The following is a 23,199-nucleotide window of genomic DNA, read 5'->3' as shown; positions in this document are numbered from 1 at the left end:
GGCGTCTGCGCGGATAAATATCGGCGGCGCGGGCCGGTCAATCCGATTGGCGTCGCAGATAGGCGATGATGTCGGCCCGATCGAGCGGATCGGCCAGCCCCATGAACTGCATATTGGTGCCGGGCACCACCTGTCGCGGATTGGCGATCCATGCGTCGAGCGTGGGCGCATCCCAGCGCCCGCCCGCCTGCACCAGCGCGGCGGTATAGCCAAAGCGGCTGCTATTCTGCCCCATCCGCTGGCCGAACACGCCGTAGAGATTGGGGCCGCCGAAATCAGGCGCGCCCTTGCCCGCCTTGTGACACCCTGCGCAGATGCCGAATTTGCGCGCGCCGATGTCGGCGTCGGCGACTTTCAGCAGCGCCTCGAGCGATGGATCGGGACCGGCTGCACGCAGCCTTTCCTCGCGCCGGTCGTCGGCGCAGGCGGACAGGCAAAGCAGCGCAAACAGCACGGAAACAAGCGGACGGGATCGCATGTCGTGCGCCCTATCCCTTTTGATCATCGCATGGACAGCGGACCGATTGTCCAAGGGATGCGCATCGCGCCCTTGCGCTCCCCCGCATGCTTGGGCCAAAGGGCGTCAGTGACCGCCAGCATCAGCATAGGAACCGACCATCACGGCAAGGACGTGCTGGTCGATGTGGAGGAATTGCTCGCCACCCGTCTGCTCGTTCAGGGCAATTCGGGGTCGGGCAAGTCGCATCTGCTGCGCCGGCTGCTGGAAGAGAGCGCGCCGATGGTGCAGCAGGTGGTGATCGATCCCGAAGGCGATTTCGTCACGCTGGCCGACCAATATGGCCATGTGGTGATCGACGCGGGCGACTATAATGAGCGCGAGATCGTGAAGATGGCGACGCGCATCCGCGAACATCGCGCGTCGGTCGTCCTCAGCCTCGAATCGTTGGAGCTGGAGGCGCAGATGAAATGCGCCGCCACATTCCTGTCCACATTGTTCGATGCGCCGCGCGACCATTGGTATCCCGCGCTGGTGGTGGTGGACGAAGCGCAGATGTTCGCGCCTGTCGCGGCGGGCGATGTGTCGGACGAGGCGCGGCGCCTGTCGCTGGCCGCCATGACCAACCTGATGTGCCGGGGGCGCAAGCGCGGGCTGGCGGGCGTCATCGCGACGCAGCGTCTGGCAAAGCTGGCCAAGAATGTCGCGGCCGAAGCATCCAATTTCCTGATGGGCCGCACCTTCCTGGACATCGACATGGCGCGCGCGGCCGACCTGCTCGGCATGGAGCGGCGGCAGGCGGAGCAGATTCGCGATCTGGAGCGCGGGCGCTTTCTGGGACTTGGCCCCGCCATCGCGCGGCGGCCTGTCGCGGTGAAGATCGGCACGGTCAAGACCGGGTCGCGTGGCGGCACGCACAAGCTGATGCCCCCGCCGGTCACGACGGGCGGCGATTTTCAGGAAATGCTGTTCGCCAAGGTCGAGGAAGAGGCGTTGCCGCCGCCCCCGCCCCGCGCCGAACCCCCGCCCCGCCCGGCCGAAGAGATCATGCGCGCGCTGGCCGACACGCCCGCCGCCAAACCCGCCGCGCCGGAACTGGATTTCGGCGAGAATGAGCCGGTGGTCATCGCCGTGCTGGAGGATATTGTCGCCGACCTTGGCGACGCTGCGCCCAGCGTGTCGGCGCTGTATCAGGATTTCGGCGTGCGGTGCCGGATGAAGGGCCTGAAGCGGTCGCCGCTGGACCTGCCTGCATTTCGCAAGCGCTTCGCCATGGCGCAGGCGGGGATGGCCGATGCCGACGACCCGCGCTGGCAGGACGCGATCCGCGCGGCGGAACCGGTGCCTGAGGATATGCTGGCCCCTTTCCTGCTGATCGCGCGGGCGGCGCTGGACGGACAGCCATGCCCTGACGATACGGCGCTGGGCCGCGCCTATGGCACCAGTTCGCCGGGGCGCGTGCGGCGGCTGATCGACTATATGGAAAAGCTGGGCGTGATCGTGGCGCGGGTCGATTTTTCGGGCAAGCGGTCGATCGGCGTGCCGGGCCTTGGCCTGTCCACGGCGGCGGCGGACTGATGACGACGCCTGCCATCCTTTTCGTCTGTCTTGGCAATATCTGCCGGTCGCCGCTGGCCGAAGCGGCGTTGCGGGCACAGGCGCAGGCGGCGGGTATCGACATACTGGTGGATTCGGCGGGGACCGGCGACTGGCATGTCGGCGATGCGCCCGACCGGCGCGCGCAGGCAGTGGCGCGCAGGCATGGCATCGACATCAGCGGCTATGCCGGGCGTCAGGTGAGCGCGCAGGATTTCCGGCGCTTCACCCATATTTTCGCGCTGGATAGCGACAATCTCAAAAATCTGCGGCGCATCCGGCCATCGGACGGGACGGCGACGCTGCGCCTGTTGATGGACATGGTGCCGGGGCGCGAGGGCAGCGGCGTCACCGATCCCTATTATGGCGACGATGCCGGGTTCGACATCACATGGGACGATGTCAGCCGCGCAGCGACAGCGATCCTGAAAGCAATTTAGGCCGATTCCCGCACGATCAGTTCGGGCGCGATGCGGACGGACTGCGTATCTTCGCCCGCCATGCGGCGAAACAGCAGGTCGGCAAGATGCTGCGCACCCGCCCCTATATCCTGCCGAACGGTGGTCAGCGCCGGGCGGGCCATCTGCGCCAGCGCGATGTCGTCGAAACCGATGACGGCCATGTCCTGCGGCACGCGCAGCCCCTGTTCCTGCGCGGTGGTCATCAGGCTGATCGCCATCACGTCCGACGCCGCGAATATGCCGTCCGGGCGGTTGCCCGCCGCGAAAAAGGCGCGGGCGGCATGCAGGCTGGCGTCGGGCGTGACCGGGCCGGGGGCGATCGCCATCGCGGCGCGCTGCGTTGGCGGGAGGGCCGCCGCGAAGCCCGCATGGCGCGCGGCAAATTCGGGCACGCCGATGTCGCCGAAAAAGGCGAAGTTGGCGCAGCCCCGCGCCAGCAGATGCGCCGCCGCCAGCCGACCGCCCGCGACATTATCCGTACCCACGGTGAGCGGGCCTTGGGTGAGCGGGTCGGCGCCCGAAGCGTCCTCCCCCCACACGACCAGCGGCCGGTAATGAGCGGCCGCGCGGGTCAGCGCCGCGCCCTGATCCGACTGGCCGATGATGATGACGCCGTCGGTGCGGCCGGTGCGGATGAAGCTGTCCAGCCAGTCATCCCGGTCGGGCAGCACGCGCGACAGCAGCAGGTCATACCCCCGGTCGGTCAGCGCATCGGCCAGATGGCCCAGCATCGTGAGGAAGAAGGGATCGGACAGTTGCTGGCCGCGTGCATGGCCAAGCGGCATCAGCACGGCGATCGCCCCGGTGCGGCCAAGGCGCAGATTCTGCGCGGCGACGTTCAGGCGGAAACCATGGCGGTCCGCCAGCGCCTGAATCCGTTCGCGCGTCCCCTGATTGAGCGCACCCTTTCCGGTCAGCGCGCGCGATACGGTGGATACCGATACGCCCGCAATGCGCGCCAGATCGGCGATGCTCTTGAGCTGGCCCTGTCCCTCATCTCCCATGACGGCAGATTATGCCAAATCGGACCGATCCACAACGGGCGGCCGATTGATGCGGATCAACATCGTCGTCGCCCCCGCGCAGATCATCATGCACCCCGCCATGATCAGCAGCGCGCGCGGATCGCCGCCCAGCACAGGGCGATAGATGACCGGCACGATCAGCGTTTCCAATAGCATCGGCAACACGATGAACATGTTGAATATGCCCATGTAGATGCCGGTCCGTTGGGGCGGGATCGCATCGGCCAGCATGACGTAGGGATTGCCCATCATGCTGGCCCAGCCGATGCCGATGCCGGTCATCAGCACCAACAGCGTGGCGGTATCGCGCGCCTGCGGGATGGCGATCATCGCCGCGCCGGACAATGCGACCGACAGGGCGTGAAGGTTGCGCACGCCGATGCGGCGGCTGACGGGCATCATGGCGAAGGCGGCGAGGCAGGCGATGGCGTTGTAGAGCGCGCCCGCCTGCCCCGCGAGCAGCACCGCCTGACGAAAGCCGGGACTGGCGGGATCGGCCGTGCCGAACAGGGAGCGGGCAAGCGCGAAGGCGATATATTGCCAATAGGCGAACATGGCGAACCACTGAAACGCCATCGACGGGATCAATTGCCGCATGGGCAGCGGCATGGCGCGCACGGCCGCCGGAAAATCGCTGATCGCGGTGCGGATGGACAGCGGCCGCGCCTGCATCCGGGCGACGTCCGCCGCGGGCAGCGGCCGTTCGCGCACGCGCAGCACCGACCAGAGGATGGTGGAAAGGGACACCACCGCCCCGATCAGAAAGGCGATGCGGGTGATGTCGGGAATGCCGTTCGCATCGACCAGATCCGCGTCCGCCCCCCACCAGACGAGCAGCGAGGGCGCAAGATAGGACAACGTCTGGGCAAGCCCGGTAAAGGCGCTCTGCGTCAGAAAGCCGACGGCGCGCTGGCTTTCGTCCAGCTGATCGCTGACATAGGCGCGATAGGGTTCCATCGTGATGTTGTTCGCCGCGTCGAGCATCCAGAGCAGGCTGGCGGCGAACCACAGCGTCGGGCTGTAGGGCATGGCGAGCAGGCCGATGCTGCACAATATCGCGCCCAGCAGGAAATAGGGGGTGCGGCGACCCCATTGGCTGACGGTCCGGTCGCTCATCGCGCCGACGATCGGCTGGACCAGCAGGCCCGTGACCGGTCCCGCCAGCCAGAGCAGCGGCAGGCTGGCTTCATCCGCGCCCAGATAGCGATAGATCGGCCCCATATTCGCCTGTTGCAGACCGAAGGAAAACTGGATGCCCAGGAAACCGAGATTCATTTCGACTATGCGCGACAATTTCATGATCGGCCGGGCGGCGGCGGCATCCTGCATCGTCATCCCCTCTTTTGCGCGCTCTTTTACGCCCGCTTTTACGCAATGCCGGATCGTCATGCCGACCGCCGACCGGGCCAGCCGCGTGCGTCATGCTGTAATCCATATCGCGGGCCAAAGCATCATCCCCCATGCCATCTTGACGCGGACGGCAAGGTCTGTAGCTTCCTCCCACCCTGTTCTCAGCCGGTTGGAGCGCGTTCCATGCGCATGGCCCTGTTGCTGATTGTCGCGGTGCCAGATGCCGGATCGCCCCCGTCCGGCCGCCCGCCTTCACGCCTTTCGCCTGCCCGTCATTCCCTGCGGAGCGGCCGATGACAGTCATAACAGGGGGAGAGGATCATCCATGCAGATTGTCTATATCGCCATAGGATGCGGCCTGCTGGCCATCATCTATGGCCTGATCACCAGCCGTCAGGTGTTGAACCAGTCCCCCGGCAACGACGCCATGCAGGCGATCGCCGGCGCGATACAGGAAGGGGCGAAGGCCTATCTGGGACGCCAATATACCACCATCGCCATCGTCGGCATCGTCGTGGCGGTGCTGGTCGCGCTGTTCCTGGGCCTGACGTCCGCCGTCGGTTTTCTGGTCGGCGCGATCCTGTCGGGCGCGGCGGGTTTCATCGGCATGAACATATCGGTGCGCGCCAATGTCCGCACCGCCGAAGCATCGCGCGGAACATTGCAGAGCGGCCTGACGGTCGCATTCAGGGCAGGCGCGATCACCGGCATGCTGGTGGCGGGCCTCGCCCTGCTCGCGATCAGCCTGTTCTTCTGGTATCTGACCGGGCCTGCGGGTCACGCGCCTGACGACAGGCTGGTGATCGACAGCCTCGTCGCGCTGGCGTTCGGCGCGTCGCTGATCTCCATCTTTGCGCGGCTGGGCGGCGGCATCTTCACCAAGGCGGCCGATGTCGGCGCGGATCTGGTGGGCAAGGTCGAGGCGGGCATTCCAGAGGACGACCCGCGCAACCCCGCCGTCATCGCCGACAATGTGGGCGACAATGTGGGCGATTGCGCGGGCATGGCGGCCGACCTGTTCGAAACCTACGTCGTGACCGTGGGCGCGACCATGGTGCTGACGGCGCTGTTAGTCACCGGCGTGGACAATGCGTTCCTGATGAAGCTGATGGCATTGCCGCTGATCGTGGGCGGGGTGTGCATCGTGACGTCGATCATCGGCACCTATATGGTGCGACTGGGCGCCAGCCAGTCGATCATGGGCGCGCTCTACAAGGGGTTCTGGACCACGGCGATCCTGTCCATCCCGGCCATCTATGCCGCCACATCCTATACGCTGGGCGACCTGAACGCCGTGTTCGGCGCCGATCTGGACGGAGTGGGCGGCTATACCGGCATCAACCTGTTCTGGTCGATGCTGGTCGGGCTGGCGGTCACCGGCCTGCTGGTGGTCATCACCGAATATTATACCGGGACGGGATACCGCCCCGTCCGATCCATCGCGCGGGCGTCGGAAACCGGCCATGGCACCAACGTCATTCAGGGGCTGGCGATCAGTCTGGAATCGACCGCGCTGCCCACGCTGGTGATCGTCATCGGCATCATCGTCGCCTATCAGCTGGCGGGGTTGATGGGCATCGCCTTTGCCGCGACCGCCATGCTGGCGCTGGCGGGCATGGTGGTGGCGCTCGACGCCTATGGCCCGGTCACCGACAATGCGGGTGGCATCGCCGAAATGGCGCATCTGGACGACAGCGTCCGGGTGAAGACCGACGCGCTGGACGCGGTGGGCAACACGACCAAGGCAGTGACGAAAGGCTATGCCATCGGCAGCGCGGGTCTAGCCGCGCTGGTGCTGTTCGGCACCTTCACGCAGGATCTGGACTATTACGGGTCCGCGCTGGGCCTGACCCAGCCGGTCGATTTCAGTCTGGAAAATCCCGATGTCATCGTCGGCCTGCTGCTGGGCGCGTTGCTGCCCTATCTGTTCGGGGCGATGGGCATGACCGCCGTGGGCCGCGCGGCGGGCGATGTGGTGAAGGACGTGCGCGACCAGTTCGCCACCAACAAGGGCATCATGGAAGGGACGTCACGCCCCAATTATGCCCGCACCGTCGATCTGGTCACCCGCGCCGCAATCAAGGAAATGATCGTGCCCAGCCTGCTCCCCGTACTCGCGCCGGTGGTCGTTTACTTCGCGATCGCCGCCGTGGCGGGGACCGATAACGGCTTTGCGGCGCTGGGCGCATTGCTGCTGGGCGTCATCGTGTCCGGCCTGTTCGTCGCCCTGTCCATGACCAGCGGCGGCGGCGCATGGGACAATGCCAAGAAATATATCGAGGATGGCCATCATGGCGGCAAGGGCAGCGAAGCGCACAAGGCCGCGGTGACGGGCGACACGGTGGGCGATCCGTACAAGGACACCGCCGGTCCGGCCGTCAACCCGATGATCAAGATCACCAACATCGTCGCGCTGCTGTTGCTGGCCGCGCTGGCGCATGGCGGATGATGCGATGATCGATGACGGGGCGGTGCAGGGGTGCGCCGCCCCGTCCCTATACCGACCACCCCCACACCCACCGCTTCCTTACCCACCGCAATGTTAACCCTTTTTTCAGGACCGGCGCGCAGTCTGTCGGTCGTGGTCGGCTGAACCAGGGGGCAGGCTGCGCCGCGCATAAATTTTGACCATGCTGCAAGGACATGGCCAAAATCACAAAGCGGATGCCCCAATGATGCACGCCATTTTGAACGATGAACCCGGACGCATCGCCGCCCTGCGGCGCTATGATATTCTGGATACGCCGTCCGAAGACGCCTTCGACAAGGTGACGCACTTGATCCGCGCGCTGTTCGGCGTGCCGATATCCGCCGTATCGCTGATCGATACCGGCCGTCAGTGGTTCAAGTCGATAGAGGGGCTGGACGCCAGCGAAACGCCGCGCAGCATGGCCTTTTGCGATCATGCCATCCGGCGGGACGAGCCGTTGATCATCACCGACGCGCTGGGCGACCCGCGATTTAGCGATAACCCGCTGGTGACCGGAGAGCCGCATATCCGCAGCTATGCCGGGGTGCCGCTGCGCACGCCCGACGGCTATAATATCGGGTCGCTATGCGCCATCGACACCCGCGCGCGCGACTTTGCGCCCGAACATCTGGAAACGCTGAAGGCGCTGGCCCCCATCGTCGTGGAGCAGATGGAACTGCGCATGCTGGCCGAACGCGATTCGCTGAGCGGATCGATGACCCGGCGCGCCTTCGTCGCGGAAATGGACAAGCGGATCGCCCTGCATATCCGGCATCAGCGCCCGGCCGCGCTGGTGCTGCTGGACATCGATCATTTCAAGCAGATCAACGACAGTCACGGTCACCCCGTGGGCGACCGGGTGATCGAAGCGGTCGCCCGCTGTTGCGCCACGCTGTCACGGCCCAGCGATTCGGTCGGGCGGATCGGCGGGGAGGAATTTGCGCTGCTGTTGCCCGAAACCGGGGAGGCGGATGCGCTGGCGGCGGCAGAACGTTTTCGCCTGGCGATCGCCGATCTGGTGATCCCGCATGATCCGCCGCTGCGCGTGACCGCCAGTTTCGGCGTGGCGGCGATCGGCGGCGGCCGGATGACCAGCAAGGACTGGCTGTCGGCGGCCGATGCCGCGCTTTATGATGCAAAGCGCGGCGGGCGGAACCGGGCGGTGCTGGCGCCGCTGACCGAAACATGCATGGCATGACGGCAATCGGGCAGACACGCCCTGTCATCAAAGTGCAATATCTTTGTCACGTTAGAGTCATGCATGCGTCATAATGGCACCTCACCGCCAGTCACGGCGGTGGAGATGATGTCCGATGCGCCCGATCCATGGCCTGTTGCTGATGGCCGCCATGATGTTGCCTGCCACCGCGCGGGCCAGCGAAGACGAACAATTGTGGACCACCTCCAGCGCCACGGTGAAGCTGGACGACCATTGGCGCCTGTCGCAGGAACTGGTGGCGCGGTTCAGCGACGATCGCCATGGCCTGTATGAAATCGAATCCAACACGCTGATCGGCTATAAATTGTCGAAGGCGGTGACGCTGTGGGCCGGATATACCCACGACCCGCAATATGCCGGCGGCGATTTCACCGTCATGGAACATCGCGGGCGACAGCAGGTAACGTTCGACAATATCGCCCGGATCGGCCCGGCGACGCTGAGCGCCCGCATGCGGGTGGAGGAACGCTGGCGCGAAGGCATCGACGGCACGGCATGGCGGCTGCGCCCCTATGTCAAGCTGGTCATGCCTTTTCATGAAGGGGGCAAGACCGCCCTGATCCTGAGCCATGAGAGCTTTTTCGACCTCAATAAAACCAATTTCCAGCGGGTGCAGGGGGAGGAACGGATGCGCAACCTGATCGCCGTCACCACCCCGCTGGCCAGGAATGTGAATGCGGAAATCGGCTATCTGCACCAGCATGGCTTTCGCCCCGGCGCCGACGACAGCAACGATCATGTCGCGTCCGTCGCGCTGGCGTTCAGTTTCTGACCGGCCACCCGTTCAACCCATAATGAACAGGGTTTGCGTAAAACCGCGTCAATCCGGATCGGGTTGGATTGGCCTTGTCGCCTGACTTCTGGTGCCTTGCCCCGAAAGGGAGAGCATCGACATGGCGACCCAGGACGGCGGCAACCGGCTCTATTACGGCGACAATCTGGACATATTGCGCGATCATGTGGCCGACGGCAGCATAGACCTCGTCTATCTGGACCCGCCGTTCAATTCCAATGCCAGCTACAATATCCTGTTCCGATCGCCCGCCGGGACCGGCGCGGACGCCAGCATAGAGGCGTTCGACGATACATGGAGCTGGGGCCCGGCCGCGGCGGGCGCGATGATGGACATTACCGCAGGCGGCAATCACAAGCTGCATGTCCTGATGCAGGCGATGCGCACGGCGATCGGCGAAAATGCGATGATGGCCTATCTCGCCATGATGGCGGTGCGGTTGCAGGAACTGCACCGCGTGCTGAAACCCGCCGGCAGCCTCTACCTCCACTGTGACCCGACCGCGAGCCATTATCTGAAACTGGTTCTCGACGCGGTGTTCGGGGCGGAGAATTTCCGGAATGAGATCATATGGAAGCGTACCAGCGGGCATAGCAGCGCCCATCGCTGGGGTCCGACACATGATTGCCTGTTATTTTACGCCAAGGGCAAAGATCCGATCTGGAACCAAGTCGTTCAGGCACATGAAGAACAGCATATCGCATCCAAATATGGAGCCTCTGATGAACATGGAAACTTTACCGCCGCCGACCTGACAGGTGCCGGCATAAGATCGGGAGACTCCGGCCAACCTTGGCGCGGCTTTAATCCCACCATCTTGGGGCGACATTGGGCAGTACCCCGCAAAATACCGGCCAGCCTGATCGACATCGAGCGGTGGTCAAAATATTCCACGCAGGAAAAGCTGGACCTGCTGGATAAAGCGAAGCTCATATACTGGCCCAAAAAGGAGGGTGGTTTTCCGCGGTTCAAACGCCATCTGACTTCCGGCATTCCAATTCAATCCGTGATTACCGACATCCCGCCGCTCAATTCTCAGGCACAGGAACGCCTGGGCTATCCCACTCAGAAACCCCGCGCCTTGCTCGAACGCATCATTTCCGCCTCCTCGAACCCCGGCGACATCATCCTCGACCCCTTTTGCGGGTGCGGGACGGCGGTGGATGCAGCGCAGAAGCTGGGACGGCGCTGGGTGGGGATCGACATCACGCATCTTGCCATCGGCCTGATCGAAAAGCGCCTGCGCGAAGGCTATGGCAGCGACGCCCGGTTCGAAACCATCGGCAGCCCCCGCGACCTCGCCTCCGCCCAAAGGCTGGCGCAGGATGATCCACATCAGTTCCAGCACTGGATCACGCTGCGGCTGGGCGGATGGCCGTGGATGGGCGGCAAGAAGGGCGGCGACAAGGGCGTGGACGGCTATTTCTATTATGTCGGCGCGGGCGGGCAGACCGAGACCGGGGTGATTTCGGTAAAGGCCGGGCATAATGTCAATCCGGCGATGGTCCGCGACCTTGGCCGGGTGATGCAGCGCGACGGTCATCGTCTGGGCCTGTTCGTGTGCGCAACGCCGCCCACGCGCGGCATGGATCAGGAAGCCGACAGCCATGGTCTGGTCCAGACCGAATTTGGCCGCTTTCCCGCGCTTCAGATCTTCACGCTGGCCGAACTGTTCACCGACCGCCATCCCCGCCTGCCCACGCTGGTCAGCCCCAATCGCAAGGCGCCGCGGGTCGAAACCCGCCGGTCGCATCAGCCCGGCGCACAGGCCGCGCTGGACCTTTGACAAGCGCTGCTTGCCGCCTTCACCGGCGGGGCCTATAGCCCGCGCCATGACTGCCGAACCCTTTGCCAGCAAACTGGCCGCGCTGGAATCGCGCGGTCGGCTGCGTCGACTGATCCCCCGCGCCGGGCGCGATTTCGCGTCCAACGATTATCTGGCGCTGGCGGGCGATCCGATGATCGCGCAGGCAGTGGCGGACGCGGTCGGGCGCGGCGTGCCGGTGGGTTCGGGCGGGTCGCGGCTGCTGCGCGGCAATGCGCCCGAACATGAAGGGCTGGAGGCGAAGGCCGCCGATTTCTTTCGCACACAGGCGTCACTGTTCGTCGCTAACGGCTTTGTCGGCAATCTGGCGCTGTTCGCGACGCTGCCCCAGCGCGGCGACCTGATCGTCGCGGATGAACTGATCCATGCCAGCGCCCATGACGGCATGCGCATGAGCAAGGCGGCAGCCGTCTTTGCCCGCCATAATGACGTGCAGAACTTTGCCGACCTGATCGCCGCCTTTCGCGCGGAAGGGGGCAAGGGGCGCATCTGGATCGCGGTCGAGACGCTGTATTCGATGGATGGCGACATGGCGCCGCTGTCCGACCTCGCAAAGCTGGCCGCCACCCATGGCGCGATGCTGTTGCTGGACGAAGCGCATGGCACCGGCGTGTTCGGGCCGGGCGGGCGCGGCCTGTCGGCGGGTCTCGACGGGCTGCACAATGTCATCACGCTGCACACCTGCGGCAAGGCGATGGGGGTGGAAGGCGCGCTGATCTGTGGCCCGCGCATTCATATCGATTATCTGATCAACCGCGCCCGCGCCTTCATCTATTCGACCGCGCCTTCGCCGCTGATGGCGGTGGCGGCATCGGCGGCGCTGGACCGGATCGAGCAGGCGGGCGACCTGCGCGACCGGCTGAAGACGTTGCAACAGGATGCGGCCGAAGCGATCTGCGCGCCGCTGGGCCTGCCATCGCCGCGCAGCCAGATCGTGCCGGTGCTGCTGGGCGATGACCTGCGCGCCATGGCGGTGGCCGCGACATTGCAGCAGGCCGGGTTCGACGTGCGCGGCATCCGCCCGCCGACCGTGCCGCCGGGCACCAGCCGCCTGCGCATATCGCTGACGCTCAATGTGGGGCGCGCCGATGTCGCCGCTCTGGGCAATGTGTTGCGGACGGCGATGAAGTGACTACGCTGATCGTCACCGGCACGGACACCGGCATCGGCAAGACCGTGTTCGCCGCGGGGCTGGCCGGGGCATTGGGCGCCTATTACTGGAAGCCGATACAGGCGGGTGTCGATCCGGAGGGCGACAAGGAAACCGTGGCCGCCCTGTCCGGCCTGCCCGCCGGGCGTATCCTGCCCGAAGCGTTCCGGCTGGCAACGCCTGCATCCCCGCATCTGGCGGCGCGGATCGACGGCGTGCGCATTTCGCTCGACCGGCTGACGCTGCCGCAGGTGGACGGGCCGCTGGTGGTGGAGGGCGCGGGCGGCGTGCTGGTCCCCATATCCGAAAATCTGCTGATGGCCGACCTGTTCGCATATTGGAACAGGCCGGTCATCCTGTGCGCGCGCACGGAGCTGGGCACGATCAACCACAGCCTGCTGAGCATCGAGGCGCTGCGTGCGCGCGGCGCGACGGTGGTCGGCATCGCCTTCATCGGCGACGCGCACGAGGAAAATGAGCGCATCATCCCGCAGATTGCGGGCGTCCCTTCGCTCGGCCGGTTGCCGATCATCGATCCGGTGGACGCACCATCGCTGGCAAAGGCCTTTGCCGCGCACATCCAGTTGCCATAATATTTCAATGGTCGACAATTTTCGACCAACGACATGGACATGGCTGTTGCACAGGCGTTCAAGTCCCGGTCACGCCGGGCAAACTGTCGCCCGCCCATATTGTCATAAGCAAGGGACGCTTTGATGAAATATATCCTTCTGGGTGCCGCCGCGACCGCGCTGGCACTGGGCGCAACCGTCGCCCATGCCGATCAGGCCGCCAAGACCCCGGCCGCCGCCGCGACCACCGCCAAGCCGACCTATGGCAGCTATGGCTTCGACGCCAGCGGCATGGACACATCGGTCAAGCCCGGCGACGATTTCTACGATTATGCCAACGGCACCTGGGCGAAGAACACGCCGATCCCGGCCGACAAGTCCAACTATGGCGCGTTCAACACGCTGGACGACCTGTCGCGCACCCGCACCAAGGGCATATTGGACGGCGCGCAGGGCGACACGAGCAGCAAGATCGGCAATGCCTATGCCGCCTATATGGACGGCGCCACGGTCGAGGCGAAGGGCATGACCCCGATCAAGCCATGGCTGGACGAGATCAAGGGCATCACCGACCTTGCTTCCTATGCCAAGGTCGCGGCCAAGGCCGCCCGTTCGGGCATTCGTGGTCCGTTCCGCTTCTATGTGGGGCAGGATGACAAGGATCCCGAAACCTATATCCTGTCGATGATGCAGGGGGGCCTCGGCCTGCCCGACCGCGACTATTATCTGGATCAGGGCGAAAAGATGGCGGCGATCCGCACCGCCTATGTCGCGCATCTGGAAAAGATGCTGACGCTGGCGGGGGAAAGCGATGCCAAGGCGCGCGCAGCCGCATTGATGGCGTTCGAAACGGACATCGCCAAGGTCCACTGGACGCAGGTCGACAGCCGCGACGCCGACAAGACATATAACAAGATGACCATGGCGCAGTTGCAGCAGGCCGCGCCCGGCTTCGACTTCGCGGCCTTCTATGCCGCCAACAATCTGAAGCCCGCCGAATTGCTGGTGGCGCAGCCCAGCGCCGTGACCGGCGAAGCCGCGCTGATCGCCAAGGCGCCGGTGCAGGTGCTGAAGGACGCGCTGCTGCTGTCCAGCCTGCATGCCTATGCCGATTATCTGCCCGACACCGTCGCCAATGCCGACTTCGCTTTTTACGGCACCACCCTGTCGGGCACGCCGGAACGCGAGGAACGGTGGAAGCGCGGCGTCACCTTCCTCAAGGAATCGCTGGGTGAGGAAGTCGGCAAGGCCTATGTCGCGCAATATTTCCCGCCCGAAACCAAGGCGGCGATGGACGTGCTGGTCAAGAATGTCCTTGCCGCCATGGGCCGCCGCATTGACGCGCTGCCGTGGATGAGCGACACGGCCAAGGCGCGCGCGCACAAGAAACTGGCCGCCTTCACCCCCAAGATCGGCTATCCCGACAAATGGCGTGACTATACCGGCCTCGACATCAAGCGCGACGATTTGCTGGGCAATGCGATGCGCGCCAATGCGTTCGATTTCGACTATAATATCGGGAAGCTGGGCAAGCCCATCTATCGGTGGGAATGGGGCATGACCCCGATGGAAATCAACGCCTACGCTAATTTCGGCATGGTGGAGATCGTCTTCCCCGCCGCGATCCTGCAACCGCCCTTCTTCGATCCGCATGCCGACCCGGCGGTCAATTATGGCGGCATCGGCGCGGTGATCGGCCATGAACTGAGCCATCATTTCGACGATCAGGGCGCGAAATATGACGAAACCGGCAAGCTCAACCAGTGGTGGACCGATCAGGACGTCGCCAATTTCAAGGCGCTGACGGGCAAGCTGGGCGCGCAATATGACGCCTATGAACCCTTCCCCGGCGCGCATGTGAAGGGCGCCTTCACCATGGGTGAAAATATCGGCGATCTGGGCGGGCTTGCCGTCGCGCTCGACGCCTATCATGCGTCGCTGGGCGGCAAGAAGGCCCCTGTGATCGACGGCATGACCGGCGACCAGCGCTTCTTCCTGGGCTGGGCGCAGGTGTGGCGACGCAATTATCGCGAGGCGAACCTGCGCCAGCGGCTCGTCACCGATCCGCATGCGCCGTCGCAATATCGCACCGACATCGTGCGCAATTTCGATGCCTGGTATGATGCGTTCAAGCCCGCGCCGGGCGGCAAAATCTATCTGGCGCCCAAGGATCGCGTGAAGATCTGGTAACCGCGCAATACCGGTCCGGCCTCGCTTACGAGTCCGGACCGGCGTTCATTCCGCAACTGCGAAGAAACGCTGCGGCAGACCGCGCCTGTTGCGGGACGAAGCGTTTTGACAAGTCGCGTTACCCCTTGAATCGCACGGTCCGCCGTTGCGCCCTTTCCCGCCCGGAACGATTTCAACAGCTTGGTCGTCTGTTTATTCAGCATATCGATCAAGAGGAGAAAAAAGTTGAAGGGTCTCAACACCACCGCTTTCCTGAAAACCGGCATGGCGTCGATCGCTCTGTTGGCTGCCTATCCCGCGCTTGCTCAGGATGCCGCTGCACCCGCCGCTCCCGCGCCTGCCGCTCCGGCTGCGCCCGCCGCTGGCGCCAGCAATTTCAGCGATGCCGACATCAAGGCCTTTGCCGCCGCGGCCGTCGAAGTGACGAAGATTCAGGCGGACACGTCGATCGCCGATGCCGACAAGCAGCCCAAGATGCTGGCGGCGCTTCAGGCTTCGGGCATGCCGCCTGAAAAGTTCAACCAGATCGGTCAGGCCGCCGCCGCCGATCCGGCGCTCCAGCAGCGCATTCAGGCAGCGGCGCCGCCGGCGCCTGCGGCACCCGCCGCTCCAACCACGCCCGCCACGCCGGGTCAGCCGCCGCAATAAGCGACAAAAGAATGAGGGGCCGGTCATTGACCGGCCCTTTTTTCATGCGCGCCTGACGCCGAGCACGTCTGGTTGGCGCGATTGTTCCCGAATATTGGAAAAATATCGGGGGGTGACGCGAGCTGTTTGCCCCGTCTATTCTGCCGCGATGCAGCAACAGGCCCTGTCCATCGCACTGATCGGCATTCTGGGGATCGGTGCGCAGTGGATCGCCTGGCGCACCGGATGGCCCGCCATTGCGCTGATGCTGGCGGCCGGAGTTCTGGGCGGCCCGGTTCTTGGCCTGCTCCATCCCCATGAAGTGTTCGGCGAACTGCTGGAACCGATGGTGTCGGTCGCGGTTGCGCTGATCCTGTTCGAAGGCGGCCTCAGCCTCAATTTCCGCGAATTGCGCAAGACCGACGGCGCGGTCACCCGGCTCGTCCTGCTGGGATCGCCCATCGGCTGGGTGCTGGGATCGCTGGCGCTCTATTATATCGCCGGGCTGGTCTGGCCAGTCGCCATCCTGTTCGCCGGGATACTGGTCGTCACCGGACCGACCGTGGTGCTGCCGCTGCTGCGCCAATCCAACGTCGCCGCCCGCCCCCGCGCCATCCTGAAATGGGAAGCGATCGTCAACGATCCGGTCGGCGCATTGCTGGGCGTCGTCACCTATGAATATCTGCGGCGCGCGGGCGAAGGCGGAACGCTGGCATCGGTCATCGTGTCGCTGATCGCGGCCGCCATCGTTGCGGGCCTGATGGGATGGATCGCCGCACGCATCATCGGCTGGCTGTTCCCGCGCGGCTATGTGCCCGAATATCTCAAAGCCCCCGTCCTGCTGGTCGCGGTCATCAGCGTGTTCGTGGGGTCGAACATGATCCAGCAGGAAACCGGGCTTCTCGCCGTCACGGTGATGGGCATCGCGCTCGCCAACATGCGGCTCGATTCTCTGCGCGATATTCAGCCGTTCAAGGAAAATGTTACCGTCCTGCTGATTTCGGGCGTGTTCGTGATCCTGTCCGCCTCGCTCGACCTCAATGTCCTGCGCCAGTTCGAATGGCGTTTCCTCGGCTTCTTGCTGGCGCTGCTGTTCCTCGTCCGCCCGGCGACGGTGCTGCTCAGCCTCGCCTTCACACGCGTGCCCTGGAACGAAAGGTTGCTGGTCGCATGGATCGCGCCGCGCGGGATCGTGGCCGTCGCCATTTCCGGCCTGTTCGCGCTGCGGCTCGATCGGCTGGGCTATAGCGACGGGTCGATCCTCGTCACCCTGTCCTTTGCCGTGGTGGTGGCGACCATCGTCGCCCATGGCTTTTCGATCAAGGCGGTCGCCCGCCTGCTGAAAGTCACCGGCGCGTCGGAGCGCGGATTGCTGATCGTCGGGGCGACCCCCTTCAGCCTGGGTCTGGCCGGACAGCTGCGCCAGCTGGAAGTGCCGGTGACCATCGCCGATAACAGCTGGCAGAGGCTGGCCCCCGCGCGGCATCAGGGCATCCCCACCTATCATGGCGAGATCCTGTCGGAGGCGACCGAAGAGCGGCTGGACCTGACCCAGTTTCAGGTGCTGGCCGCCACCACCGACAACGAAGCCTATAATGCGCTGGTCTGCAACGAGTTCGCGCCGGAAATCGGGCGCGACAATGTGCATCAGCTGGGCGACGCCAGCGACGATGACGACCCGCGCACCCTGCCCGAATCGCTGCGGGGGCGCGCATTGTTCGCGTCCGGCCATGGCGTGGAGGATATCATGCAGCGCGAGGAGCAGGGCTGGACCTTCCGCAAGACGAAGATCAGCGAGCAGTTCGATTTCGACGCCGCCCGCGCTGCATTGCCGGAGGATGGCGACATGCTGTTGCTGCTGCGGAAAAATGGCGCGCTGCGCTTCTTCACCCATGCGTCACGCCCGACGCCCCAGTCGGGCGACACGATATTATCCTATGTGCCGCCATCGCAGAAAAGGCCGAAAGGAGAGGAAGAATGACAAGATTTGCCCCGGCCATCGTCACGATCAGCATCGCGCTTGCCGCCTGTCAGCCGCCCGCCGACAAGGATGCGACCGCCGCAGGCCATGAGGCGGAAAATCTTCTGACCGCCAATGTCGCGGAAAATGCGGGCGAACCGCAACGATCCATCCTGCGCCCCGAAGTCGTGCCGGAGGTCGAGGAACCCAAGATCGAACCGGCCGACGCGCTGATCGGTTTCGGCGCGTCGGCCATGGCATTGGACGATGCGGCAAAGACGGCGCTCGACGCGCTGATCGACACCCCGGCGATGAAGGAAGGCGGGCCGATCACCCTGCGCGGCCACAGCGATTCGCGCGGCAATGACGGCGACAACAGGGTCGCATCGCGCATCCGGGCGGAAAAGGTGCGCGACTATCTGGTCGGTAAGGGCGTGGACAAGGCGCGGATCAGCATCGTGGCGCTCGGCGAAAGCCGCCCCATCGCCCCCAATGCGACCGAAGATGGCAAGGATGACCCCGAAGGCCGGGCGAAAAACCGGCGGGTGGAGGCGCATGTCGCCCTACCCACCATCGTCGTGCCGCCGCCGGTAGTCGCCAATCAGAGCGAGGCTGCGAAAAAGAACGAGGCCGCAAAGCAATAGAAATCCCGGCCAGCCAGGCGTAAGGCCGCGCCATGACCTCTCCCGTCTGGCACCCCTTCACCCAGCATGGCCTGAACGAACCGATCCCGCAGGTGGTGCGCGCGCAGGGCGCGACGCTGCATCTGGCGGATGGCGGCACGCTGATCGACGCGATTTCCAGCTGGTGGGTGACGACCCACGGCCATTGCCATCCACGCATCGCCGCCGCCATCGCCGATCAGGCGGGCAGGCTCGACCAGCTGATCTTCGCCGCCTACACCCATGCACCGGCCGAAGCGGTCGCGCGCGGCCTGATCGACATGGCGCCGCGAACGAACGGGCAGCCGGAACTCGCCCATGTCTTCTATTCCGACAGCGGGTCGACGGCGGTCGAGGTCGCGCTGAAAATGGCGCTCGGCTACTGGCACAATCTGGCGCTGGACGGCCTGGCGCAGGCGCGCAGCCGCATCCTCGTGCTCGAACATAGCTATCATGGCGACACGATCGGCGCGATGTCGATCGGGGAGCGCGGCGTCTATAATGCCGCGTGGCAACCCCTGCTGTTCGATGTCGACACCATCCCCTTCCCCGCGCCGGGCAGGGAGCAGGCCTGCCTCGACGCGCTGGAGGCCGCCTGCGCGCAGCATCCCGCCGCCTTCATCGTCGAACCGCTGATATTGGGCGCGGGCGGGATGCTGATCTATCCCGCGCATGTCCTGACGGACATGGCCGCCATCTGTCGCCGCCACGGCGTGCTGTTCATCGCGGATGAGGTGATGACCGCATGGGGGCGCACCGGCACGCTGTTCGCCTGTCAGCAGGCGGGCGTGGTGCCCGACATCATGGCCGTGGCGAAGGGGATTACCGGCGGCGCGATCCCGCTGGCCGCGACGATCGCCACCGCGCCGATATTCGACGCGCACCTGTCCACCGACCGGGCGCGGCTTTTCTACCATTCGTCCAGCTATACCGCCAACGCCATCGCCTGCGCCGCCGCCGCCGCGAATATCGCCATCTGGCGCGAGGAGGATGTGCTGGGCCGCATCGCCGTGCTGGCCGATGGCATCGCCGTGCGCCTCGCCCAGTTGGCGCTACATCCCGCCTTTTCCAACCCGCGTCAGCTGGGCACGATCGCCGCGATCGACCTGGATGCGCCGGACGCGGGCTACCTGTCCGATCTCGCCCCGCGGCTGCGCGCTTTCTTCCTGGAACAGGGTATCTTGCTAAGGCCGCTGGGCAACACCATCTATCTCATGCCGCCCTATTGCCTTGATACAGATCAGCTCGATCGGCTCTTTGCGGCACTCACCGCAGCCGGTGATCGCTTCGGCGTGCAACCCTGACTTTCATTTTCTGCATTTTGGCGCTATGGCGGCGCGATTTTTCGAATTCGGGATATTATGGCTAAAGAAGAACTGTTGGAAATGCGCGGACAGGTTGTGGAGCTTCTCCCCAACGCCATGTTCCGCGTGCGGCTTGAAAATGACCACGAAATCCTCGGCCACACCGCCGGCAAGATGCGCAAGAACCGCATCCGCGTGCTGGTGGGCGACGAAGTGCTTGTCGAGCTGACCCCCTACGACCTGACCAAGGGTCGGATCACCTACCGCTTCAAATAAGCCGCAGGACTGATGCGGCTTATTCTAGCTTCGGCTTCCCCCAGACGGCGCGACCTTCTGGGCCAGATCGGTGTCGCCCCCGATGCGGTCGACCCGGCGGACATCGACGAAACACCCCATAAGGCCGAACGGCCCGCCGATTATGCCGCGCGCGTCGCGGCGGAAAAGGGCGCGGTGGTGGCGACGCGCCATCCCGGCGCGCTGATCCTGTCGGGCGACACGGTGGTGGCGGTCGGCCGCCGCATATTGCCCAAGACGGAAAGCGAGGATGAGGCGCGTGCCTGCCTGTCCCTGCTGTCCGGGCGGCGGCATCAGGTGTTCAGCGCCATCACACTGGTCAATGGCGAAGGCCGTGCATGGCACCGGCTGTCGACCAATATCGTCACCTTCAAACGGCTGGAGCAGGCGGAGATCGACGCCTATATTGCCGGCGACGAATGGCGCGGCAAGGCAGGCGGCTATGCCGTACAGGGCCGCGCCGCGGGCCTCATCCGCACCATACAGGGCAGCCACAGCGCGATCATGGGCCTGCCGCTTTACGAAACCCGCACGCTGCTCAAGGCTGCGGGCTACCCGATCGATTAGGAACGCACATGGCCGAATGGCTTTATGAAGAAGGTATCGGCGAAGCCCGCGCGGCGCTGATCGAACATGGCAAGCTGGTGGAGGCACTGATCGAGCGAGAGGGCGACCATGCCCGCGCCGGATCGGTGATGCAGGGCCGCCTGATCGCCACGATCATCCCGCGCAAACGCGGCATCGTGCGCCTGATGTCGGGCGAAGAAGTGCTGCTGGAGCCGATCCCACCGAAGCTGGCCGAAGGCGCGAATGTGCTGGTGGAAATCCTGCGCGAAGCCATCGCCGAGGAAGGCCGCCCCAAACGGGCCAAGGGCCGCGTGCCGTTGCCCGGCATCAAGCCGCATGCCGGACCCAGCCTGCTGCAACGCATCCGCGCCACCGACATCCCCGTCATCCCCTGCCCCGCGCATGATGAAGACCGGCTGGAAGCGCATGGCTGGAGCGAGTTGATGGAAGAGGCGATGAGCGGCGAAGTCGGCAGCGAAGCGGCCGCGCTGCGCCTGTTCCTGACGCCTGCCATGCTGTTGATCGACGTGGATGGATCGCTGCCGCCAGCCCAGCTTGGCCCCAAGGGCGCAAAGATCGCCGCGCAGACGATCCGCCGCATGGGCCTGTCCGGCTCCATCGGCATCGATCTGCCGACGATGAACAACAAGGATGAGCGGATCATCGCCGCCGCACAGATCGACAAATATCTGCCGCTGCCGTTCGAACGCACGGCGGTGAACGGCTTCGGCTTCCTTCAGATCATTCGTCGCCGCGAACGCGCGAACCTGATGGAATTGCTGCGCGAAGACCCGGTGCGGACGGCCGCGATGGCGCTGCTGCGGCGGGCCGAACGCCACGGACAGGGCGGCCCCGCCACCCTGACCGCGCCGCCCGCGATCATCGACCTGCTGCACAAGCGGATCGACTGGATCGAATTGCTGGCCAAACGGCGCGGCGGCGCGATCAGCCTGAAGGTGGACGCGGCATTGGGTCTGGCGGGCGGCCATGTCGCCTAAACCCGCGATCTGCCCCGTCTGCCGCCAGCCGGCGCAGGCGGAAACGCGCCCATTTTGCAGCACCGGCTGCCGCGACCGCGACCTGTTGCAATGGCTGGGCGAAGGCTATCGCGTGCCCGGCCCGCCCGCCGACGAAGCCATGCAAAAAAATGAAAATTATGGGCTGGACAGGCAGGCGGATTGACGCTTATAGGCACGCCTCCATCGGGCGGACGCCTCCGCCCAAACACAGTGCCCGGGTAGCTCAGTTGGTAGAGCATGCGATTGAAAATCGCAGTGTCGGCGGTTCGACTCCGTCCCCGGGCACCACTTTCCACATATTCATGAATGTGATGCGGGACAGTTTTTGTCCGCGAACATAGCTGGCGCCTGACCGACGCAGCGCCGCAGGGCAACCATCGGTCCCAGATAGCATGACATCTTCCATGTCCTGACGGATCGGTCGCATCGCTGCCACCGCTATGGGACTTTGCATCCCCATAGTCGGGATAGCTCTTTCGCGCCGAAGAACATCCCTAAGACGGCATCAACCTTCTTCCTGAACCCGGACGTAATCGCGCCCCGTGTAACAGCTTCGCGGGGCCGAAGGATGTACGATGCGTCTGTCGCGCAAGCTGTTTGTCGTTACCAGTTTCATTATTGCCATGTCGGGATCGCCAGCCTTTGCGCAGGCGATACAGGCGCCATTCCTGTCGCTGGGGCACAATATGGACGCGCCGCGTGGCATGCGGGAAATGTGCGAATCCGAACCCTCCGCCTTTTGCGGAGACATGTCGGGTCGCGCGGAGCCGTCGCAGATCATCAGAACCAATGCGTGGAGCGATTACGCGACATCGGCGCTGGCGCATGGTGACGCGTTCCCGGCAGCCCGTCCGGCGACTCTTTGCGACATCGCAGCCGCCTTCTATGCCGCGCCATCGGCGCCGGTGATGGCAGGACGCGATGACCGGATCGAGATAACAGGCCATGATCTGGAAATGCCCCCGGCCATCTCTTTCTATGATCCCTTCGCATCGCAGGTTTCGACCATGCTGAACAAGGCGGCGGAACAGGCCGCGCAATCGGGGTGCGGCGACGCCCGGCCACTGCTGCGCGCGGTTCCCGCCCTTGCCAGCATGATGGTGCAGCAGGAAGCCGATGCTCCGTCGGCAATGACCGCGACGCTGCAACCCGCGGTGCATGTCCGCATCATGGCGGCGCCCATGACGGCGGTCGACCAGAAGACCGCCATGAAGCTGATCAAGACGATCAACGGCTTTGTGAATCGCCGGGTCGCGCAGCGCACGGACTGGGAAAATTACAGCCGTGGCGAATTGTGGCGCCGCAGCGGCGTCGGCAAAGGCGCGCAGGGCGACTGCGAAGATATTGCGATCGAGAAGCGCCACCAGTTGATAGCGCAGAAATTCCCCGCGGACCGGCTGGCATTCGCGGTCGTGTATCAGCCTCAGGTCGGCCTGCACACCATATTGGTCGCGCGCCTGCCCGACGGGGACTATGTGCTGGACAGCCTGTCGCCCTATGTCGACCGGTGGGACAAAACCCATTATAGCTGGCTGTCGCTTCAGGATTTCCAGATACCGGGGCAATGGCATGCGCCGGGCGCCGCGACGGGATACCAGGTCGCGTCGCAGGACATGGTGCCCAACGCCTGACGCGCTGGCCTGATGCCTGTGCCCCCA

Annotated in this window: 21 protein-coding genes and 1 tRNA gene; 19 read left to right on the top strand and 3 right to left on the bottom strand. The window is 64.8% G+C overall.

From position 1 onward, the window contains the following. Positions 1-37: 37 nt before the first annotated feature. The gene (locus ACOJSJ_RS04960) at positions 38-478 is read right to left on the bottom strand and encodes a c-type cytochrome (RefSeq protein WP_420143878.1); all 441 of its coding nucleotides are present in this window, start codon (positions 476-478) and stop codon (positions 38-40) included. 108 nt (positions 479-586) lie between these two features. Between ACOJSJ_RS04960 and ACOJSJ_RS04955 the strand changes: the two genes are divergently transcribed. Together ACOJSJ_RS04955 and ACOJSJ_RS04950 are read left to right on the top strand one after the other, a co-directional pair. Then, positions 587-2,035, top strand: a complete 1,449-nt coding sequence (locus ACOJSJ_RS04955) for a helicase HerA domain-containing protein (RefSeq protein WP_420143877.1) — start codon at positions 587-589, stop codon at positions 2,033-2,035. Then, positions 2,035-2,493 (top strand): low molecular weight protein-tyrosine-phosphatase, encoded by a 459-nt coding sequence (locus tag ACOJSJ_RS04950; protein WP_420143876.1) that lies wholly within the window; start codon positions 2,035-2,037, stop codon positions 2,491-2,493. The genes ACOJSJ_RS04955 and ACOJSJ_RS04950 overlap by 1 nt, the downstream gene beginning before the upstream one ends. Here the strand turns inward: ACOJSJ_RS04950 and ACOJSJ_RS04945 are convergent. Both ACOJSJ_RS04945 and ACOJSJ_RS04940 read right to left on the bottom strand, forming a co-directional pair. Further along, on the bottom strand, positions 2,490-3,518 hold the full coding sequence (locus tag ACOJSJ_RS04945) for a LacI family DNA-binding transcriptional regulator (RefSeq protein ID WP_420143875.1): 1,029 nt from the start codon (positions 3,516-3,518) through the stop codon (positions 2,490-2,492). The two genes, ACOJSJ_RS04950 and ACOJSJ_RS04945, sit on opposite strands and share 4 nt — an antisense overlap. Before the next feature lie 9 nt (positions 3,519-3,527). Next, positions 3,528-4,868, bottom strand: coding sequence for an MFS transporter (locus tag ACOJSJ_RS04940; protein ID WP_420143874.1), 1,341 nt, complete (start codon positions 4,866-4,868; stop codon positions 3,528-3,530). A gap of 346 nt (positions 4,869-5,214) precedes the next feature. On the opposite strand from ACOJSJ_RS04940, the gene ACOJSJ_RS04935 reads away from it, so the two are divergent. From ACOJSJ_RS04935 to ACOJSJ_RS04855, 17 genes are all read left to right on the top strand, one after another. Further along, entirely contained in the window at positions 5,215-7,338 is a 2,124-nt protein-coding gene (locus tag ACOJSJ_RS04935) for a sodium-translocating pyrophosphatase (protein WP_420143873.1), read from the top strand. Positions 7,339-7,561: 223 nt separating this feature from the next. Continuing rightward, positions 7,562-8,557 (top strand): sensor domain-containing diguanylate cyclase, encoded by a 996-nt coding sequence (locus ACOJSJ_RS04930; RefSeq protein ID WP_420143872.1) that lies wholly within the window; start codon positions 7,562-7,564, stop codon positions 8,555-8,557. A 115-nt stretch (positions 8,558-8,672) separates the two neighbouring features. Then, positions 8,673-9,350 carry a DUF2490 domain-containing protein gene (locus ACOJSJ_RS04925; RefSeq protein ID WP_420143871.1) on the top strand — a complete coding sequence of 226 codons (678 nt, stop codon included), beginning with the start codon at positions 8,673-8,675 and terminating at the stop codon, positions 9,348-9,350. Between the two features lie 121 nt (positions 9,351-9,471). Then, positions 9,472-11,157, top strand: a complete 1,686-nt coding sequence (locus tag ACOJSJ_RS04920) for a site-specific DNA-methyltransferase (protein ID WP_420143870.1) — start codon at positions 9,472-9,474, stop codon at positions 11,155-11,157. A gap of 46 nt (positions 11,158-11,203) precedes the next feature. Further along, on the top strand, positions 11,204-12,328 hold the full coding sequence (locus ACOJSJ_RS04915) for an 8-amino-7-oxononanoate synthase (protein ID WP_420143869.1): 1,125 nt from the start codon (positions 11,204-11,206) through the stop codon (positions 12,326-12,328). Then, positions 12,325-12,939 carry a dethiobiotin synthase gene (gene bioD, locus ACOJSJ_RS04910; protein ID WP_420143868.1) on the top strand — a complete coding sequence of 205 codons (615 nt, stop codon included), beginning with the start codon at positions 12,325-12,327 and terminating at the stop codon, positions 12,937-12,939. The genes ACOJSJ_RS04915 and bioD overlap by 4 nt, the downstream gene beginning before the upstream one ends. Before the next feature lie 123 nt (positions 12,940-13,062). Further along, positions 13,063-15,108, top strand: coding sequence for a M13 family metallopeptidase (locus ACOJSJ_RS04905; protein WP_420143867.1), 2,046 nt, complete (start codon positions 13,063-13,065; stop codon positions 15,106-15,108). 225 nt (positions 15,109-15,333) lie between these two features. Further along, positions 15,334-15,756 carry a DUF4168 domain-containing protein gene (locus ACOJSJ_RS04900; RefSeq protein ID WP_420143866.1) on the top strand — a complete coding sequence of 141 codons (423 nt, stop codon included), beginning with the start codon at positions 15,334-15,336 and terminating at the stop codon, positions 15,754-15,756. 148 nt (positions 15,757-15,904) lie between these two features. After that, a complete protein-coding gene (locus ACOJSJ_RS04895; protein ID WP_420143897.1) occupies positions 15,905-17,716 on the top strand; it encodes a cation:proton antiporter in 1,812 nt (603 codons plus the stop codon). Next, complete coding sequence (locus tag ACOJSJ_RS04890; RefSeq protein WP_420143865.1) at positions 17,713-18,339, top strand: OmpA family protein; 627 nt, start codon at positions 17,713-17,715, stop codon at positions 18,337-18,339. The genes ACOJSJ_RS04895 and ACOJSJ_RS04890 overlap by 4 nt, the downstream gene beginning before the upstream one ends. A gap of 32 nt (positions 18,340-18,371) precedes the next feature. Then, positions 18,372-19,661 (top strand): adenosylmethionine--8-amino-7-oxononanoate transaminase, encoded by a 1,290-nt coding sequence (locus ACOJSJ_RS04885; protein WP_420143864.1) that lies wholly within the window; start codon positions 18,372-18,374, stop codon positions 19,659-19,661. A 57-nt stretch (positions 19,662-19,718) separates the two neighbouring features. After that, entirely contained in the window at positions 19,719-19,937 is a 219-nt protein-coding gene (infA, locus tag ACOJSJ_RS04880) for a translation initiation factor IF-1 (RefSeq protein ID WP_003049127.1), read from the top strand. A gap of 12 nt (positions 19,938-19,949) precedes the next feature. After that, positions 19,950-20,522 (top strand): Maf family protein, encoded by a 573-nt coding sequence (locus tag ACOJSJ_RS04875; RefSeq protein WP_420143863.1) that lies wholly within the window; start codon positions 19,950-19,952, stop codon positions 20,520-20,522. Between the two features lie 8 nt (positions 20,523-20,530). Further along, on the top strand, positions 20,531-21,520 hold the full coding sequence (locus tag ACOJSJ_RS04870) for a ribonuclease (RefSeq protein WP_420143862.1): 990 nt from the start codon (positions 20,531-20,533) through the stop codon (positions 21,518-21,520). Continuing rightward, the gene (locus ACOJSJ_RS04865; protein ID WP_420143861.1) at positions 21,510-21,704 is read left to right on the top strand and encodes a DNA gyrase inhibitor YacG; all 195 of its coding nucleotides are present in this window, start codon (positions 21,510-21,512) and stop codon (positions 21,702-21,704) included. Before ACOJSJ_RS04870 ends, ACOJSJ_RS04865 begins: the two co-directional genes overlap by 11 nt. Positions 21,705-21,753: 49 nt before the next feature. Beyond that, positions 21,754-21,829: transfer RNA gene (locus ACOJSJ_RS04860), tRNA-Phe, on the top strand. A 287-nt stretch (positions 21,830-22,116) separates the two neighbouring features. Next, positions 22,117-23,172 carry a transglutaminase-like cysteine peptidase gene (locus ACOJSJ_RS04855; RefSeq protein ID WP_420143860.1) on the top strand — a complete coding sequence of 352 codons (1,056 nt, stop codon included), beginning with the start codon at positions 22,117-22,119 and terminating at the stop codon, positions 23,170-23,172. Positions 23,173-23,199 lie beyond the last annotated feature (27 nt).

This window comes from Sphingobium sp. (genome assembly GCF_048594625.1).
Taxonomy (GTDB): Bacteria; Pseudomonadota; Alphaproteobacteria; order Sphingomonadales; family Sphingomonadaceae; genus Sphingobium.
The sequence above is the reverse complement of the archived record's forward strand: the minus strand, read 5'-3'. Positions and strand labels throughout refer to the sequence as shown.

Bases quoted from the DNA above. Each gene is read 5' to 3' on its own strand.
- ACOJSJ_RS04930 (WP_420143872.1), top strand. From the start codon at position 7,562: ATGATGCACGCCATTTTGAACGATGAACCCGGACGCATCGCCGCCCTG.
- ACOJSJ_RS04925 (WP_420143871.1), top strand. From the start codon at position 8,673: ATGCGCCCGATCCATGGCCTGTTGCTGATGGCCGCCATGATGTTGCCT.
- ACOJSJ_RS04945 (WP_420143875.1), bottom strand. From the start codon at position 3,518: ATGGGAGATGAGGGACAGGGCCAGCTCAAGAGCATCGCCGATCTGGCG.
- ACOJSJ_RS04920 (WP_420143870.1), top strand. From the start codon at position 9,472: ATGGCGACCCAGGACGGCGGCAACCGGCTCTATTACGGCGACAATCTG.
- ACOJSJ_RS04895 (WP_420143897.1), top strand. From the start codon at position 15,905: ATGCAGCAACAGGCCCTGTCCATCGCACTGATCGGCATTCTGGGGATC.
- ACOJSJ_RS04950 (WP_420143876.1), top strand. From the start codon at position 2,035: ATGACGACGCCTGCCATCCTTTTCGTCTGTCTTGGCAATATCTGCCGG.
- ACOJSJ_RS04940 (WP_420143874.1), bottom strand. From the start codon at position 4,868: ATGCAGGATGCCGCCGCCGCCCGGCCGATCATGAAATTGTCGCGCATA.
- ACOJSJ_RS04960 (WP_420143878.1), bottom strand. From the start codon at position 478: ATGCGATCCCGTCCGCTTGTTTCCGTGCTGTTTGCGCTGCTTTGCCTG.
- ACOJSJ_RS04890 (WP_420143865.1), top strand. From the start codon at position 17,713: ATGACAAGATTTGCCCCGGCCATCGTCACGATCAGCATCGCGCTTGCC.
- ACOJSJ_RS04885 (WP_420143864.1), top strand. From the start codon at position 18,372: ATGACCTCTCCCGTCTGGCACCCCTTCACCCAGCATGGCCTGAACGAA.
- ACOJSJ_RS04865 (WP_420143861.1), top strand. From the start codon at position 21,510: ATGTCGCCTAAACCCGCGATCTGCCCCGTCTGCCGCCAGCCGGCGCAG.
- ACOJSJ_RS04875 (WP_420143863.1), top strand. From the start codon at position 19,950: ATGCGGCTTATTCTAGCTTCGGCTTCCCCCAGACGGCGCGACCTTCTG.
- ACOJSJ_RS04855 (WP_420143860.1), top strand. From the start codon at position 22,117: ATGCGTCTGTCGCGCAAGCTGTTTGTCGTTACCAGTTTCATTATTGCC.
- infA (WP_003049127.1), top strand. From the start codon at position 19,719: ATGGCTAAAGAAGAACTGTTGGAAATGCGCGGACAGGTTGTGGAGCTT.
- ACOJSJ_RS04870 (WP_420143862.1), top strand. From the start codon at position 20,531: ATGGCCGAATGGCTTTATGAAGAAGGTATCGGCGAAGCCCGCGCGGCG.
- ACOJSJ_RS04915 (WP_420143869.1), top strand. From the start codon at position 11,204: ATGACTGCCGAACCCTTTGCCAGCAAACTGGCCGCGCTGGAATCGCGC.
- ACOJSJ_RS04935 (WP_420143873.1), top strand. From the start codon at position 5,215: ATGCAGATTGTCTATATCGCCATAGGATGCGGCCTGCTGGCCATCATC.
- ACOJSJ_RS04905 (WP_420143867.1), top strand. From the start codon at position 13,063: ATGAAATATATCCTTCTGGGTGCCGCCGCGACCGCGCTGGCACTGGGC.